Below are 16267 nucleotides of genomic sequence, written 5' to 3' on the forward strand. Positions count from 1 at the left end.
GTCCGAGGCCGAAAAGCGGGAGGCGTTCACCGAATGGCTGCACCACTACAATCACCACCGGTTCCACACCGCCATAGGCGGCCCTCCCGCCTCCCGCGTCACCAACCTCTCAGGTCAATACACCTAGCGCCGCCGGTGCTTGCGGTCCGGGCGCACGCTGCCCTTGGAGGCGCGGCCCGGGACGACGCCCTTCTTCTCTCGGATGCGCATGCTGATGTGCACCGGGGACCCGTCGAAGCCGAAGTCCTCCCGCAGGCGGCGCTCGATGAAGCGGCGGTAGTTGTCCTCCAGGAACCCGGTGGTGAAGAGGACGAAGTGCGGCGGGCGCGAACCCGCCTGCGTCGCGAACAGGATCTTGGGCTGCTTTCCGCCGCGCACCGGCGGCGGGGTCGCGGCCACGAGGTCCTTGAGCCAGTTGTTCAGCTGCCCGGTCGAGATGCGCTGGTTCCAGCCCGCGAGGCTGGTCTCGATCGCCGGGACGAGCCGCTCCATGTGGCGGCCGGTCTTCGCCGAGACGTTCACGCGCGGCGCCCAGGAGACGCGCGCCAGCTGGCGGTCGATCTCCTTCTCCAGGTAGTTCCGGCGCTCCTCGTCGAGGATGTCCCACTTGTTGAACGCCAGGACCAGGCCGCGCCCGGCCTCCACGACCTGCTCCACGACGCGGATGTCCTGCTCGGCGAGCGGCTCGCTGACGTCCATGAGGACCACGGCGATCTCGGCCCGCTCCAGGGCGGTGCCCGTGCGCATGGTGGCGTAGTAGTCGGCGCCCTGGAGGGCGCGGAACCGGCGGCGGATACCGGCGGTGTCGATGAACTTCCACGTCTTGCCGCCGAGGTCGATCATCTCGTCGACCGCGTCGCGGGTTGTGCCCGCCACGGAGTCCACGACCACACGGTCCTCGCCCGCGAGGCGGTTGAGCAGGCTGGACTTGCCCACGTTCGGGCGTCCGAGCAGGGCGATGCGGGGCGGACCGTCCTCGCCCTCCTCCTCGGCGTCGCCGACGGGCTGCTCGGGGAACGCCTCCACGACCGCGTCCAGCAGGTCGCCGGTGCCGCGCCCGTGCAGGGCGCTGATCGGGTACGGCTGGTCGACGCCCAGCTGCCACAGGGCGAGGGCGTCGGCCTCCTGCATGTTGCCGTCGACCTTGTTGGCGGCCAGGATCACGGGGCGCTTCGTGGCACGCAGCACCCGGGTGACGGCGGCGTCGGCGTCGGTGACGCCCACCGTGGCGTCCACCACGAACAGGATCACGTCGGCGGTCTGCGCGGCGTACTCCGCCTGACGGGCCACCATGGCGGCCAACCCGCTGACGCTGGTCTCCCAGCCGCCGGTGTCGACGAGCGTGAACTTGGCGTTCTGCCACTCGGCGTCGTAGGCCACCCGGTCACGGGTCACACCCGGCACGTCCTCCACCACGGCCTCACGGCGGCCGATGATGCGGTTGACCAGGCTGGACTTGCCCACGTTGGGGCGTCCGACCACGGCCACCACGGGGACGGCTGCGGGTTCCGCACCGTCCGCCCCCTCGAAGCCGACGTCGGAGATGTCGAAGTCACTCATGTACTGCTCCCGGTTCTGGGTCCCCGCGCGCCCAGGATGCGTGCCGCGAGGATGGGAATGGTCGACCCGCCCCCGGTGTCCCGGGGCCTACGGGTCAGCGCGGACGCCGACGGCGTCCGCGTACTGGCCACGGAGGGGGAAACCCTCCGTGGATGTCCGTGTGTTCCCCCGAAGGGGTTGTTCGCGGCCTGTGTGGCCGGTGTCACCGCGCGGGAGCCCCGCGCCGTGCGCCTGGTCCGCCCCCCGGTGAGGGAGCCGAACCCGCGCCCGGGACGGGCCCGGACCGGATCACTCCTGGGACGACCCCGCCTGGCGGTCGCGGACCTCGTCGGCCAGCTTGACGACGAGGGCGACGACCTCGTCCAGGGTCAGCCCGGTGGTGTCGAGCTCGGTGGCGTCGGCGGTCTGCGTCAGCGGCGAGTGGGTCCGGCTGGAGTCCAGCTTGTCGCGCCGGGCCAGGTCGGCCTGGGTGGCGGCGACGTCGCTGCTCCGGACCTCCCTGCTGCGACGCTGGGCGCGTGCCTCGGGGCTCGCTGTCAGGAACAGCTTGACCGGGGCGTCGGGGGCGACCACGGTCGTGATGTCACGACCCTCGACCACGATACCCGTGCTCTCGGCTCTCGCGGCGGCGATGACCTCACGCTGCGTGCGGACCAGCAGCTCACGGGCCTCCGGCACCGCCGAGACCGCGCTGACACTGCCCGTGACGTCCTTGCCGCGGATCTCGGCCGCCACGTCGCGGCCGTCCACGGAGACCGTGGGGGCCTTGGGGTCGGTGCCCATGGTGATCACGGGGCGCTCGACGGCGGCGGCGACCGCCGCGGGGTCGTCGACGTCCACACCGTTGTCGAGCATCCACCAGGTCAGCGCGCGGTACATCGCGCCGGTGTCGAGGTAACGCAGATCCCGCGCCTTGGCCACGCCCCGGGAGGTGCTCGACTTGCCCGACCCGGAGGGACCGTCGATCGCGATGACGATGCCCTCGGTGCTGCCCTGCGCGCTCACTGCCGTTGACTCCTGGTGACGTTCACTTGTGCCGACGCCCCAGCGTACCCGTGGCCGCGGGCTGCTCTTGACTGGAATCGGCCGGTTCGGGCCCTCCGCGACCGGTCGGCGCCGCGGCGAACCGGTCGCGGCGGTGCGCAGGGCGCCCACCCGGACGGGAGCCGGGCCGCGGCCCTCGCACCCGCGTGCGGGACCGGTCCCGCACGCGGCGTCCAGGAGACGACCGCGTCGGCTCCAGGACGGGCGTCAGGCTCCGGGGTGGACCGACCAGCCGTCGGCGGCGAGCGCCCGCACGAACGCGTCCACGGCCTCGGGCAGCACGTGCAGCTGCGCCACGCCCAGGGGCAGCCCCGGGGTGTGCTCGATGCGCACGTCCTCGATGTTGACCCCCGCGGCGGCAGCGGAGGCGAACAGACGGCCCAGGGTGCCGGGTTCGTCGGGGATCACCACCGGGATTACCGTGTACTCGGGCAGCCGCACCGTTCCGTGCTTGCCGGGGATGCGCCCGTGCCCCGCCCGGCCCCGCTCCAGGAGGTCGCGCACCGGAGCGAGGACCTCCGCTCCGACGGGCGGGCGGCCCGCCCCCTCCGTGCCCGGCACCGGGGCGGCGCCCCCCGCGACCGCCGTGTTCGCGTCCGATCCGCCCGTGCCCGCCTCCTCCGCCGCCCCGCGCAAGGCGTCGGCGGTCGCGGCGAGGTCGGCGGCCACCGCGTACAGCACGTCCGCGACCGGGGCCGCGTTGTGCGTGAGGATCTCCGTCCACATGGCGGGGTCGCCCCCCGCCACCCGGGTGACGTCGCGCACGCCCTGCCCCGCCAGGGTCAGGGCGGCGGCGTCGCCGGACACCAGCCGCGCGGCCACCGCCGACGCCGCCACGTGGGGTGCGTGCGAGACCAGCGCCACGGCACGGTCGTGCACCCCGGCGTCCAGCACCAGCGGATCCGCGCCGCACAGGCGTGCGACCTCCGCCACCGCCGCGACGGTCTCCGGGTCGGCCTTGCCCGTGGGGCACAGCGCCCACGAACGCCCCAGGAACAGGTCGGCGCGGGCCGCGCCCGGTCCCTGCTTCTCCCGGCCTCCCATCGGGTGCCCGGGGACGAACGTGGCCATGTCGCAGCCCAGCCGCTCGGCCTCGGCGAGCACGCTCGCCTTCACGCTCGCCACGTCCGTGTACACGTGGGCCAGCCCCCGGTCCTGGGCGCGGCGCAGTACCGCCGGGACGACCGCGGGCGGGGCCGCGACGACCGCGACGTCGGCGGGTGCGGCCGACGGGTCCGCGGACTCGTCCAGGGGCCGCCCGGCGCCCAGGTCGCAGGCCAGCCGCAGGGACGAGGGGTCTGGGTCCGAGAGCGTGACGTCGACGTCGCGGGCCCTCAGCGCGAGGGCGATGGACGTCCCGATCAGCCCGGTCCCGATCACCGTGACCCGGCGTACCGCGTGCCGGTGCTCCCCGCCCCCGGCTCTACCGCTGGTGTTGCCCACTTCTCCCCCGCCTCCGGTGTGCACTGATCCCCCAAGCCTACGACCTGGACCGGGACACGGAGCGCCGCCTACTGCGCGATGTCCAACCGCAGGGCCTGGGCGCCGCGCAGGTACACGTGCTGCAATTCGGAGCGCGGACGGTCCGTCTCCACGTGCGCCATGAGCCGCACCACGCGCGGCAGGGCGTGCGGGACGGAGATCTCGGCCGCGCAGATGAGCGGGACGTCGGTGAAACCGATCTTGCGCGCCGCCAGAGCCGGGAACTCGCTCGTCAGATCGGGGGTTGCGGTGAAGAGCACACTGATCACGTCGTCGGTCTGCAGGGCGTTGCGCCGCATCACCTCCGCGACCAGTTCGGCCGTGGCCTCCAGCACCTGCTCGCGTTCGTCCGCGTCTACCTGCACCGCACCGCGGATGGCCCGTACCGCCACGTTCGATCCCGCCTTGTCGTCGTACTCGTCGTTCACCGGGCCGCTCCCGGAACGGGAACGGCGGCCGCCGCCCGGAGGATCCCGGGGCGACGACCGCCGTCAACTGTATCTACAGCCGTCCCTACAGACCGGCCGCGGAGTAGAGCTCGCTGACCTCGCGAGAGGTCAGGGCCCGCATCGTGCCCAGTTTGAGGGTGTTGAGGTCGATCGGTCCGACCTGGGTGCGCGCGAGGTCGGCGACCGGGTGGCCGACGGCCTCCATGAGGCGGCGCACGATGTGCTTGCGGCCCTCGTGCAGCCGGATCTCGACGAGCGCCTTGGGGGGCTCGTTCTCGACCACGCGGAAGGAGTCGACCTCGACCGGGCCGTCCTCCAGCTCGACGCCCTTCTGGACCTCGCGCACGACGCGGTGCGGGACCGGACCGGGCACCTTCGCGATGTAGGTCTTGACGACCTTGTAGCGCGGGTGGGTGAGCCGGTTGGCGAGCTCGCCGTCGTTGGTCAGCAGGATGAGACCCTCGGTCTCGGTGTCCAGCCGGCCGACGTGGAAGATCCGCTCCTCGGTCTGACCGGTGTAGTCGGCCAGGGTGGGGCGGCCCTCCGGGTCCCACATGGTGCTGACGACGCCGCGCGGCTTGTTGAGCGCGAAGTACAGCTTGTCCGGGGCGGTGACGACCCGCATGTTGTCCACGCGGATCTCGGACGCCTCGGGGTTGACCCTGGCCCCGAACCTGCGCACGACCTGGCCGTCCACGCTGACGCGTCCGGCGGCGATCATCTCCTCGCTGGCGCGCCGGCTGGCGACACCGGCGGCGGCGAGCGCCTTCTGGAGGCGGATGCCGCCCTCCACGTCGGTGTAGGTGTCGCGGCCCTCCTCGGCGCGGTCCTCGTCCTTGGGGTCGAAGTCGGCGCGCAGGGCGTTGAGTCGCTCGCGTGCCGCCTTCGACAGCTGGCTCTCGCTCTTGGGCCCGCCCGGCGTGCCCTCGCGCCCGCCCTGGGCACGGCGCTCGTCGCGCGCGCGGCTGGCGCGGTCGCCGTGGGAACGGCTGTCGCCGCGCCCCCGGTCGTCGCGTCCACCGCGGTAGCCGCCGGAGCGGTTGTCGTCACGGCCGCCGCGGAAATCGCGGCGGTCGCCCGAACCCCGGCTGTCGCGGTCGCCGCCGAAGGAGCGACGGTCACTCGAACCCTGGCTTCCACGGTCGTCACGGCCGCCGCCCGGCCCGCGTCCGCCCCGCTCGAAGCGTCCGCCGCCGCGCTGGTCGTCACGGCCCCGGTAACCGCCGCGGTCGCCCGCGCCCCGGTTGTCGCGGTCGCCGCCGAAGGAGCGACGGTCACCCGAACCCTGGCTTCCACGGTCGTCACGACCCCGGTAGCCACCCGAACGGTTGTCGCCGGAGCGGTTGTCGCGGTCGCCCCGGAACTCACGGCGGTCGCCGCCGCCCCGGTTGTCGCGGTCGCCGCCGAAGGAGCGGCGCTCGCCCGAACCCTGACCACCGCGGTAGCCGCCGCGGTCGCCCTGGTGACCACCGGAACGGTGGTCGTCACGGCCGCCGCGGAACTCACGGCGGTCGTTCGAGCCCTGCCCGGCGGAGCGGTTGTCGCGGTCGCCCCGGTAGCCACCGGAGCGGTTGTCGCGGTCGCCTCCGAACGAACGGCCGGGCCCCCGGTTGTCGCGGTCGCCGCCGAAGGAGCGACGGTCACCCGAACCCTGGCTCCCACGGTCGTCACGACCCCGGTAGCCACCCGAACGGTTGTCGCCGGAGCGGTTGTCGCGGTCGCCCCGGAACTCACGCCTGTCACCGGCGCCGCGGTCGTCACGGCCCCCGCGGTATCCACCGCGGTCACCCTGGTAACCACCGGAACGGTTGTCGCGCTCGCCCCGGACACCACCGCGGTCGCCACCGGAACGGTTGTCGTCGCGGCCGCCGCGGTATCCGCCGCCCCGGTTGTCGCGGTCGCCGCCGAAGGAGCGGCGCTCGCCCGAACCCTGACCACCGCGGTAGCCGCCGCGGTCGCCCTGGGACCCTCCGCGGTCGTCCCGGCCGCCCCGGTACCCGCCGCGGTTGTCGCGGTCTGCGCCGAACGAACGGCCCGCGCCTCGGTTGTCGCGGTCTGCGCCGCGGTCGTCACGTCCCCGGTATCCGCCGCGGTCGCCGCCGGAGCGGTTGTCGCGGTCTCCGTAGGAACGTCGGTCGTCGCGGCCACGGGGGCCGCGGTCGTCACGCTGACCGCCTCGGGGGCGGTCGTCGCGGCGGCCGTGGCCACCGCGGTTGTCGTAGTCGCCGCGCTCACCGCGCGGGGCGTCGTCCCGCGCACCGCGGGAACTTTCGTTAGGTGTGCTCACCGGTGTCGTCTAGACCTTCGATGTCGTCGGGGAGGAACGGCGCCAGATCAGGCAGCTCGTCGAGGCCTCGTAGGCCCAACCGTTCCAGGAAATAGGAGGTGGTCCGATACAGCTGCGCACCGGACTCTGCGTCATGCCCGGCCTCTTCGATCAGGCCCCTCAGTACGAGGGTACGCATAACTCCGTCACAGTTGACACCGCGTACTGCGGAGACCCTGCCACGGGAGACCGGCTGTCGGTAGGCCACCACCGCCATCGTCTCCAGTGCGGCCTGTGTGAGCCGCACCTCCTGCCCCTCCTGGAGGAAGTGCTCGACGACGTCGGCGCATTCGGGGCGCGTGTACACACGCCACCCGTCGGCCACCGCCCTCAGGTCGAAACCCCGCCCCTGCTCGGTGTATTCCCGTGAGAGGTCCTCCAGGGCAGCGGAGACGACCGTGACGGGCACCTCCAGCGCCTTGGCCAGCTCGTACTCCGACACCGGCTGGTCGACCACCATCAGCACGGCCTCCAGGTCGCGCCGCAGGGTGGGCGGGGCGGAGATCTCAGCCACCCCGATCGTGTCCTCGCTGGTCACTCCGGCTCCTCCCCCGGCTTCACCGGGTCCGTCTCGTCGTACTCGCTCTCCAGCTCGACCCGGTCCTCGCCGCCGGTCCAGGTGACCAGCAGCTCCCCCAGGGGGTCGGGCTGGTCGAAGCCCACGCTGGACGCCCGGTACAGCTCCAGCAGGGCCAGGAACCGGGCGATGACCTCGAAGGTACCGGTGCAGGCCGCTGTGAGCTCGGCGAACGTCAGGCGCCCGTGCTCGCGCAGTTCGGCGACCATCAGCTCGCCCTGCTCCTTGACGGAGGTCTTGGTCTGGTGGATGTGGGTGACGGGCACGCTCGGGGGTTCCCTCGGCGTGAACACCAGTCCGGCCAGTGCCGCGAACTCCTGCGGACCCAGACGGAACAGCACCTCGGGCCGGAGCGCCGCGAACTGCTCCTCCAGGGGGACGGCGCGCGCGTAGCGGCGCCCCTGGGAGGCCAGCCGGGCGCGCATGAACGAGGCGACCTCCTTGTAGGCCCGGTACTGGAGCAACCGGGCGAACAACAGGTCGCGGGCCTCCAGCAGGGCCAGGTCCGCCTCGTCCTCGACGTCGCCGCGCGGCAGCAGCCGGGCCGCCTTCAGGTCCAGCAGGGTCGCCGCGACCAGCAGGAAGTTGCTGGCCTGGTCCAGGTCCCAGTCGTCGCCGAACGTGCGGATGTGCGCGATGAACTCGTCGGTGACCTTCGACAGCGACACCTCGGTGATGTCCATCTTGTGCTTGGAGATCAGCCCGAGGAGCAGGTCGAAGGGACCCTCGAAGTTGTCCAGGTGCACCTGGAAGGCGTTCTCGTCCACCTCTGCGGTGTCCGCCGGGCTCCGTTCAGCCCGCATGGCCTCGGCCCCACGTCGTCTCACTCATACGCACAAGGGTGTCACCGGCCGGAACCCACCGGTGACACCCGTACCCTCCCGTCGTCGAACCGGTACCCCCTCCGGTACCGGTACGCGCGCCGGCCGCCGCTCAGCCCTCGGTCAGACGGCGTACCAGCATGCTGGACTGGCCGTTCTCCTCGAAGTCGGCCAGCAGCACCGCGACGGCCTCACGGACCAGGCGGCCGCGGTCGGCCGACAGCCCGTGCTCCGCCCTCAGCGAGAGCCGCGTCTGCTCCAGGGCCAGCAGTTCGGGCCCGGAGACGTAGACGGTGATCTTCTCGTCGTGGCGCTGCCGCCCGCTCGGTTTGGGTGCTCCGAGCACCTTGGCGCCGGACGAGCCCCCCGACGTGCGACGCGGCGGCGTCTCGTTCCTTCTGCCCTGCTCCGGTGCCGTGTACTGGCGTTCGGTCTCTTCCGGCACCTCTTCGGTGCCGCTGGGACGGAAGAAGAGCTCGTCCGCCCCGGGTAGGGTCACGCGCCGTGACCGCTGAGAGGCCACCTAGCCAGCACCTCCTTGGCCAGGTCCCGATAGGCGTTGGCGCCGGCCGAGGTCGAGTCGAACCTGGTGATGGGCTCGCCCGCCACGGTGGCGTCCGGGAAACGCACGGTGCGGTTGATGACCGTGCCGTAGACCTTGTCACCGAACCCGTCGATGATCGTGGACAGCACCTCGCGCGCGTGGAGCGTGCGAGGGTCGTACATGGTGCCCAGGAACCCGTCGATGACGAGGTCCTCGTTGAGCCGCTCCTGGACCTTCTGGATGGTGTCCATGAGCAGTGCCACACCGCGCAGCGCGAAGAACTCGCACTCCAGCGGCACGATGACGCCGTCGGCGGCGGTGAGCGCGTTGACGGTGAGCAGACCCAGCGAGGGCTGGCAGTCGATCAGCACGACGTCGTAGTCGTTGATCACCGGGCGCAGCGCGCGGCCGAGCATCTGCTCGCGCGCCACCTCGCCCACCAGCTGCACCTCGGCCGCCGACAGGTCGATGTTGCTCGGGATCAGGTCCAGTCCGTCGATGTCCGTCTTGAGCAGGACGTCCTCGACCGTCACGTCCCGCTGCATGAGCAGGTTGTAGACGGTCAGGTCCAGCTCGCGCGGGTCGAGCCGGCCGAGTCCGACGGACAGGGCGCCCTGCGGGTCGAAGTCGACCAGCAGGACGCGTCGGCCGTACTCGGCGATGGCCGCACCGAGGTTGATGGTGGTGGTGGTCTTACCGACCCCGCCCTTTTGGTTACAGAGTGCTACAATCCGTGCCGGGCCGTGTTCGTCCAACGGCTCTGGCTCCGGATACTTGCGTTCCGGTCTCTTGCTGTGCAGGTCGGCCCCCGTGTTGCGTGTCGTCCCCCAGGGGTTGGTCACCGGGTCGGCGAGTACCTCCTCGCCGACGGGTGCGGTGTTCGCAGCCACGTCGTCCTCCGCCCAGTTCACAACCCTTGACCTCCCCTACGGGCCGACCGGGCCCGAAGGTGCCACACCCCCTGCGCCCGGCGGCCGTCGGAAACTCAATATGTCGACAGCAACGTACCTCTGTGCGGCGACTCTAGATCGCCGACACGGCGCACTTCAACGAAACGTATGCGTAGAATCCCACGCCTTCGGCTCCGGGGGAAATCGAACGGGAGAACCCCGTTGTTCCACTTCTCCCGCAGGGCAGGCCTTTCCGCCGCCGTTCGGCCACGTCAGCGCCGCGCCCGCGGATGACTCGACGCGTACACCTCACGCAGCCTCTCCACTGTCACAAGTGTGTAGATCTGGGTGGTGGTGACCGAACTGTGCCCCAGCAACTCCTGTACGACGCGGATATCGGCACCGCCGTCGAGGAGGTGTGTGGCGAAGGAGTGCCGCAGGGTGTGCGGTGAGACCCCTTCGACCCCGGCGCGCGTCGCGACCGCCGCCAGCACCCCCCAACCGCCCTGCCGGGTCAGCCTCCCCCCGCGGGCGTTGAGGAACAGCGCCGGACCGCCCCGGCCGGAGGCCGCCACGGAGGGCCTGGCCCGCACCAGGTACGCGGACAGCGCCCGCCGCGCGTAGGAGCCCAGGGGCACCACCCGTTCCCTGCCGCCCTTGCCGCGGAACCGCACCAGGCCGACGGCGTCGTCCCCGTCCACGGCGTCCACCACGTCGTCCACGTCCAGCCCGACCGCCTCGGAGATACGCGCGCCGGTCCCGTACAGGACCTCCAGCAGGGCGCGGTCGCGCAGGGCGAGCAGGGCGGAGCGGTCCCCGGCGGACGGGGCCCCCTCGGGACCGGAGGGGCCCGTGGGGGTGCCGGAGCCGGAGGGGCCCGCAGCGGCCAGGATGCGCTCCACCGCGTCCAGCGGCACCGCCTTGGGCAGCCGCATCGGCGGCGCCGGCGGGGACACGTCCACCGCCGGGTCGACCACGGCCCACCCCTCGCGCACGGCGAACCGGTGCAGGCCCCGCACCGCGGCCAGGGCCCGCCCGGCCGACGCCGCGCCGAGCGGCGGATGCCCGCCCTCCCCCTCCCTCAGTGCGCGCAGGAAACCGCCCACCTGGGCGGGGCCGACGCCCTCCAGGGAGGCGACCCCGGCGCACTCCAGGTGTTCGGAGTACCTGCGCAGGTCGCGGCGGTAGGCCAGCAGGGTGTTGGCGGCCAGGGCGCGCTCGGCGCTGAGGTGGTCCAGGAACGCCGTGCACACGTCCGCCAGCGGTCCCGTGTCGGAGGGCGCCGCCGGGGCGCCCTCCGTCCCGCGTGCGCCGGAGGACGCCTCCGACCCCCGGGACGAGGACGGTGCGGAAGACCCGGGTCGCGCGGGCGGGGCGGTGTCCGGTTCGTCGCCCACGGGTCAGCCGGCGGGGAGTTCGCGCAGGGACGCGAAGCCGTCGGCGGAGGCGGCGTGCGCGGCGAGGACGCCGATGACGGTCGGGCCGTTGTGCAGGCGACCCTCCATGACCAGGCGCACCGCCTCCCCCAGGGGGACCCACTCCGCGGCCAGGTCGGTCTCCTCGTGCTCCCGCACGAAGTCGATCTCCTCGGGCGGGACCTCGGACAAACCCCGGGCCAGGAACACGTGGATGCGCTCGTCGGAGAACCCCGGGCTGGGGAAGAAGTCGGGCAGTTTGTACCAGCGCTCGGCGCGCAGCCCCGCCTCCTCGACCAGCTCCCGCCTGGCGGTGGGGAGCGGTCCCTCGCCCTCCACGTCGATCATGCCGGCGGGCATCTCCCACAGGGTCTGCCGGACGGGGTGCCGGTACTGGCGCAGCAGCAGCACCCGGCCGTCGTCGTCCAGGGCCAGGACCGCGGCGGCCCCCGGGTGCTGCATGTAGTCGCGGGCCGCGACGCTGGTGCCCACGCCCCCGGCCCCGGGCATCTCCACCCAGTCGGTGCGCATCGCGACCTTGGCACTGCGGTAGCGCACCTCGGACCGGTCCACCGGCCACGACTCGGGGGCGTCCGCGACCTTCGCGTCCGCCCCCGTGGTCTCGTGCTCGGCCGGGTGGGTGTCACTGGGCATGGGATCGCCTCTCAGGATCGTGCCCCGCCCGGTCCGGCGGTCAGGAGACCTTGTGCTCCAGAGCCGCCGAGACCAGCCCGCGGAAGAGCGGGTTGGCCCTGGTCGGGCGGGAACGCAGCTCCGGGTGCGCCTGCGTCGCGACGAAGAACGGGTGCGCGTCCCGGGGCAGTTCGACGTACTCCACCAGCTTGCCATCAGGGGAGAGCCCGGAGAACACCAGACCCGCCTCCTCCAGCCGGGGGCGGTACGCGTTGTTGACCTCGAAGCGGTGGCGGTGCCGCTCGGAGGCCTGCTCGGCGCCGTCGTAGAGGCCGCGGACCACGGTGTCCTCGCCCAGGGCGGCCGGGTACATGCCCAGGCGCATGGTGCCGCCCATGTCCCGCTCCCCGGCCACGACGTCGGTCTGGTCGGCCATCGTCGCGATGACCGGGTCGACCGCCTTGTCGTCGAACTCGGTGCTGTTGGCGCCCTCCAGCCCCAGCACGTTGCGCGCGTACTCGATGACCATCGCCTGGAGGCCCAGGCAGATGCCCAGCAGCGGCACCCCGTTCTCGCGGGCGTAGCGGATGGCGCCGAGCTTGCCCTCGATGCCGCGCACGCCGAAGCCGCCGGGGATGAGAACGCCGTCGGCGCCGTCGAGCTCGGAGGCCGCACCCGAGGGGCTGGCGCAGTTGTCGCTGGCCACCCAGCGCAGGTTGACGCGGGTGTCGGTGGCGAACCCGCCCGCGCGCAGCGCCTCGCTGACGGACAGGTAGGCGTCGGGCAGGTCGATGTACTTGCCGACCAGCGCGATGGTGACCTCGTGCCCGGGCTGGTGGACGCGGCGCAGCAGCTCGTCCCACTCGGTCCAGTCGACGTCCCGGAAGGGCATGCCCAGGCGGCGGACGACGTAGGCGTCCAGGCCCTCGCGGTGCAGGACCTTGGGGATGTCGTAGATGGAGGGGGCGTCGGGGGTGGAGACCACACCGGCCTCGTCCACGTCGCACATGAGGCTGATCTTGGACTTGAGGCTCTGCGTGATGGGGCGGTCCGACCGGCACACGATGGCGTCGGGCTGGATGCCGATGCTGCGCAGCGCCGCCACCGAGTGCTGGGTGGGCTTGGTCTTCATCTCCTTGGCCGGGCCGAGGAAGGGGATGAGGGAGACGTGCAGGAAGAAGCAGTTCTCCCGGCCGATCTCGTGGCGGATCTGGCGGACCGCCTCCAGGAAGGGCTGCGACTCGATGTCGCCGACCGTGCCGCCGATCTCGGTGATGACGATGTCGACGTCGGGGGCGTCCATCGCGTAGATGCGCGCCTTGATCTCGTTGGTGATGTGCGGGATGACCTGCACGGTGTCACCGAGGTAGGCGCCCTGGCGCTCCTTGGCGATGACGCTGGAGTAGATCTGTCCGGTGGTGACGTTGGCCGTCGCGGACAGGTCGACGTCGAGGAAGCGCTCGTAGTGGCCGACGTCCAGGTCGGTCTCGGCCCCGTCGTCGGTGACGAAGACCTCTCCGTGCTGGAAGGGGTTCATGGTCCCCGGGTCGACGTTGAGGTAGGGGTCCAGCTTCTGCATGGTGACCCGCAGGCCGCGCGACTTCAGGAGTCGTCCCAGGCTGGAGGCGGTGAGGCCCTTGCCAAGACTGGAGGCGACGCCGCCAGTAACGAAAAGGTGCTTGGTACTCGCGGCGGATGCCAAAGTGTTGCTCCCGTGGGTTGAGTGGCTACGGCGGGCTCGGGACGAGCTGAGCGGCCGTGCGGCGGTCCGGTCGCGGGCGTTGGGATCTTCGCTCAGGCAGCCGGACTCCACGGGGCACCAGGATAACAGGCCCCCCGTCTGCACTCACCTGGGAACGCCCGGCCCCGCACCGGTGTTCCCGGGCCCCACCAGCGCGCATCCCCTGCACGGAAGGGGCTTCGCGCCACGTCACGGCCTCCGCACCCCCTGTCCCCGGGCCGGAAAAATCATCTGATCCGACCCGGGGCGGGTGCTTGGGCGGCAGCCCACGCGCCCCTCGCGGCGACGAACACCACACCCGGGAGCGACCCGGGCCACGGGCCGGGACCAGGCACCAGCCCTCCCCGGCCGGCCCGCTCAGGACGGGCCGGGGCGACTCGGGGGCAGGGACGGCGGGTCAGGCCGGGAAGCCCCCGGCGCGTCCCAGGTAGGCGGGCGGCTGCTTGCCCAGGCGCTCCCCCATCCACTCCCCCAGCGCGGCCGCCTCCGACAGGCTCACGCCCGTGTGCAGGCCGCTGCGGTGCAGCATGTACAGCAGGTCCTCGGTGGCGATGTTGCCCGTCGCGGCGGGCGCGAACGGGCACCCGCCGAACCCTCCCAGGCTGGAGTCCAGCACGCGCACCCCCTGGTCCACGGCCGCGAGGGCGTTCGCGTAGCCCGTGTTGCGGGTGTTGTGGAAGTGGCAGCGCAGGGCGCGGCCGTCCGCGACCTCGGCGACCCGGCCCAACAGGTCCGTCACCTGGCGGGGCACACCCACACCGATCGTGTCGGCCAGGGCGATCTCCACGGCGGCCGTGTCGGCGATCCGGCGGACGACCTCCACCACCCGCTCCGGCTCCACCTCACCGTCGAACGGGCAGCCGAACGCGGTCGAGACGGTGACGCTCAGCGGGATCCCCGTCCCCGCCAGCGCCGCGTCGATACCGGCGAGGGCGTCCAGCATCTCGTCCACCGTGCAGCCCTGGTTGCGGACGCAGAACCCGTCCGTGGCGGGCACCGCCACGTTGACCTCCGACACCCCGGCGGCCACAGCGCGGTCCAAACCGCGCCGGTTGAGCACCAGCCCGATGTGGGAGACCCCCGGCGCGCGCCGCACGCCCGCCATGATCTCCTCGGCACCGGCCATCTGCGGGACGCGCTTGGGGTTGACGAAGCTGACCGCCTCGATCCGCCTCGCCCCGGCGGCGGCGGCACGGTCGATCAGGTCGATCCGGTCCTCGACCGACAGCGTCGTCGCCTCGTTCTGGAGGCCGTCGCGCGGCCCCACCTCGACGATCTCGACGTGCTCCGCACCCTCGGGCCCACGGTCGTCCGTGCTCATCGTCCCCGCCTCTCCACGCCCCGTCGCGTTCTGCGCCCAGGCTAGTGGAGCCCGGCCCGCCACCCCGGAGCCGGGGTGGCCCGCGCCCGCCCTGGTCAGCGCAGGGCGAGCGCCGGACGGACCTCCCAGGTCGTCCACACGGGGCGGTACCCCATCCGGTGCCAGAACGGACCGGACAGCGGGTTCATCGCCGCGTAGTTCAGCACGGACACACCCACGCCGTGGCTGTCCAGGGCCTGGTGCGCCTGCCCCACCAGGGCGGTGCCGATCCCGTTGCCGCGCTCGTCCGCGCTCACCACCCCGTAGCCGATGTGCGCGATCGGCCGGGCGTTCACCAGCGGCTTGGCCCAACGGGAGCGCTCGGGCGGCGACACCCACAGCAGCCCGACGGCCCGGCCGCGGCGCTCCGCCAGCCAGATCCACGAACGCGAGCGGTTGAGCGCACGCGCGGCCACCTCACGGGTCTGCTCGGCGGTGTCCGGTTGCAGGAACACCCCGCCGAAGTGCTGCTCGTACCGGTGCTCCTCCATCAGCAGGCCGACCACCTGGGTGAGGTCGCTGCGGTCCGCCAGCCGTATCGTCACGTCGCGCGGGGGCAGCGACGGGGGGACTCCGCGCCGACGCTGCCGGGCGGCCAGCACGGTGTAGGGCTGGAGGCCGTGGCGCTGCAACGGGATGATCCCGCACACGTCACGGGCGGGCCAGCTCACCAGTGCCGCCGACTCCGAGCCGGTGCCGGTCGGCAGGTCCTCCAACTGGTCGCGCCAGCTGGTCAGCAGCGAGTCCAGGGCGCGGCCGGGGTCGGGGCCTCCCACGATGGGGGTGAGCCAGTGCTGGTCGGGCACGCCCCAGATCCGGCCGACCTCGCCGGGCTGGTACCAGGTGTAGTGCATGGTGCCCGCCGCGACCGTGCGTCCGTCCTCGTCGCTGACGGTCAGAAGCGGGTAGGAACCCGGAGCGAAGCTGACGGGTTCGGGCAGCAGCGGGTCCGCGGCCGCCCAGCGCTGCGCGGCCGACTGCACCAACGGGTCCAGGCCGACGTCGCCTCCGGGCGACTCATCGTGCCGCACCCGCGCGACATAACCGCTCATCCACCCCTCCCCTAGCGGGTCCTCACGTCAAGCGCGCGTCCCCTGACCGGTCGGCCGAACGGTGCGCGGCGCCGCCCGTGGCCGTCGTGCCGCACCGACGGGACCGGATTCACCGCGGGCGGAACGAAACGACCGTACCGCCTCAGAACCGAACGGGAGAACGAAACCGTGAACCGCCACCGAAAATTCACTCCGTGCGGCCGCACCCGCCCGAAACTTTCGTCCCCGCCCCGCGCGGGGGGCGAGTGGACGCGCACCACGGTAACGGATCGAAGGTCACTCTCGGATGCCGGGGCGGTCAACGCACCGACACGGAATCCGTCCGCACCGTCACCGGCACCCGGCCGAGGGGCGGAAGACCGCGCGGGCCGGC

The 16267-nt window shown here is 72.6% G+C and carries 13 protein-coding genes and 2 pseudogenes; 1 reads left to right on the plus strand and 14 read right to left on the minus strand.

Annotated elements, in window-relative coordinates; genetic code table 11:
* Positions 1 to 127, plus strand: a pseudogene (locus Q8791_RS14515) (IS481 family transposase); the annotation flags it as partial.
* On the opposite strand, the pseudogene der reads toward Q8791_RS14515, so the two are convergent.
* From der to Q8791_RS14585, 14 genes and pseudogenes are all read right to left on the minus strand, one after another.
* Positions 124 to 1566 (minus strand): annotated as a pseudogene (der, locus tag Q8791_RS14520) (ribosome biogenesis GTPase Der); the annotation flags it as partial. The pseudogenes Q8791_RS14515 and der overlap by 4 nt on opposite strands.
* A gap of 282 nt (positions 1567 to 1848) precedes the next feature.
* Entirely contained in the window at positions 1849 to 2565 is a 717-nt protein-coding gene (cmk, locus tag Q8791_RS14525; RefSeq protein WP_330092226.1) for a (d)CMP kinase, read from the minus strand.
* Between the two features lie 246 nt (positions 2566 to 2811).
* A complete protein-coding gene (locus Q8791_RS14530; protein ID WP_330092227.1) occupies positions 2812 to 4047 on the minus strand; it encodes a prephenate dehydrogenase in 1236 nt (411 codons plus the stop codon).
* 68 nt (positions 4048 to 4115) lie between these two features.
* Positions 4116 to 4478, minus strand: coding sequence for a chorismate mutase (aroH, locus tag Q8791_RS14535; RefSeq protein ID WP_330092370.1), 363 nt, complete (start codon positions 4476 to 4478; stop codon positions 4116 to 4118).
* A gap of 121 nt (positions 4479 to 4599) precedes the next feature.
* Positions 4600 to 6822 carry a pseudouridine synthase gene (locus tag Q8791_RS14540; protein WP_330092228.1) on the minus strand — a complete coding sequence of 741 codons (2223 nt, stop codon included), beginning with the start codon at positions 6820 to 6822 and terminating at the stop codon, positions 4600 to 4602.
* Positions 6809 to 7399 carry an SMC-Scp complex subunit ScpB gene (gene scpB / locus Q8791_RS14545; protein WP_330092229.1) on the minus strand — a complete coding sequence of 197 codons (591 nt, stop codon included), beginning with the start codon at positions 7397 to 7399 and terminating at the stop codon, positions 6809 to 6811. Before scpB ends, Q8791_RS14540 begins: the two co-directional genes overlap by 14 nt.
* The gene (locus Q8791_RS14550; RefSeq protein ID WP_330092230.1) at positions 7396 to 8241 is read right to left on the minus strand and encodes a segregation and condensation protein A; all 846 of its coding nucleotides are present in this window, start codon (positions 8239 to 8241) and stop codon (positions 7396 to 7398) included. The genes scpB and Q8791_RS14550 overlap by 4 nt, the downstream gene beginning before the upstream one ends.
* A 130-nt stretch (positions 8242 to 8371) precedes the next feature.
* Positions 8372 to 8758 carry a hypothetical protein gene (locus Q8791_RS14555; protein ID WP_330092231.1) on the minus strand — a complete coding sequence of 129 codons (387 nt, stop codon included), beginning with the start codon at positions 8756 to 8758 and terminating at the stop codon, positions 8372 to 8374.
* A complete protein-coding gene (locus tag Q8791_RS14560) occupies positions 8755 to 9714 on the minus strand; it encodes a ParA family protein (protein ID WP_330092232.1) in 960 nt (319 codons plus the stop codon). Before Q8791_RS14560 ends, Q8791_RS14555 begins: the two co-directional genes overlap by 4 nt.
* Before the next feature lie 251 nt (positions 9715 to 9965).
* Positions 9966 to 10946: a tyrosine recombinase gene (locus Q8791_RS14565; protein ID WP_330092233.1), complete on the minus strand. Its 981-nt coding sequence runs from the start codon at positions 10944 to 10946 to the stop codon at positions 9966 to 9968.
* A gap of 147 nt (positions 10947 to 11093) precedes the next feature.
* Complete coding sequence (locus tag Q8791_RS14570) at positions 11094 to 11762, minus strand: NUDIX hydrolase (protein ID WP_330092234.1); 669 nt, start codon at positions 11760 to 11762, stop codon at positions 11094 to 11096.
* 40 nt (positions 11763 to 11802) lie between these two features.
* Positions 11803 to 13443 (minus strand): CTP synthase, encoded by a 1641-nt coding sequence (locus Q8791_RS14575; protein WP_330092235.1) that lies wholly within the window; start codon positions 13441 to 13443, stop codon positions 11803 to 11805.
* 436 nt (positions 13444 to 13879) lie between these two features.
* Positions 13880 to 14803, minus strand: a complete 924-nt coding sequence (locus Q8791_RS14580; protein ID WP_330092236.1) for a hydroxymethylglutaryl-CoA lyase — start codon at positions 14801 to 14803, stop codon at positions 13880 to 13882.
* 95 nt (positions 14804 to 14898) lie between these two features.
* Positions 14899 to 15894: a GNAT family N-acetyltransferase gene (locus Q8791_RS14585; protein ID WP_330092237.1), complete on the minus strand. Its 996-nt coding sequence runs from the start codon at positions 15892 to 15894 to the stop codon at positions 14899 to 14901.
* Positions 15895 to 16267: the final 373 nt, after the last annotated feature.

The organism is Nocardiopsis codii (genome assembly GCF_036327455.1).
Lineage (GTDB): Bacteria > Actinomycetota > Actinomycetes > Streptosporangiales > Streptosporangiaceae > Nocardiopsis > Nocardiopsis codii.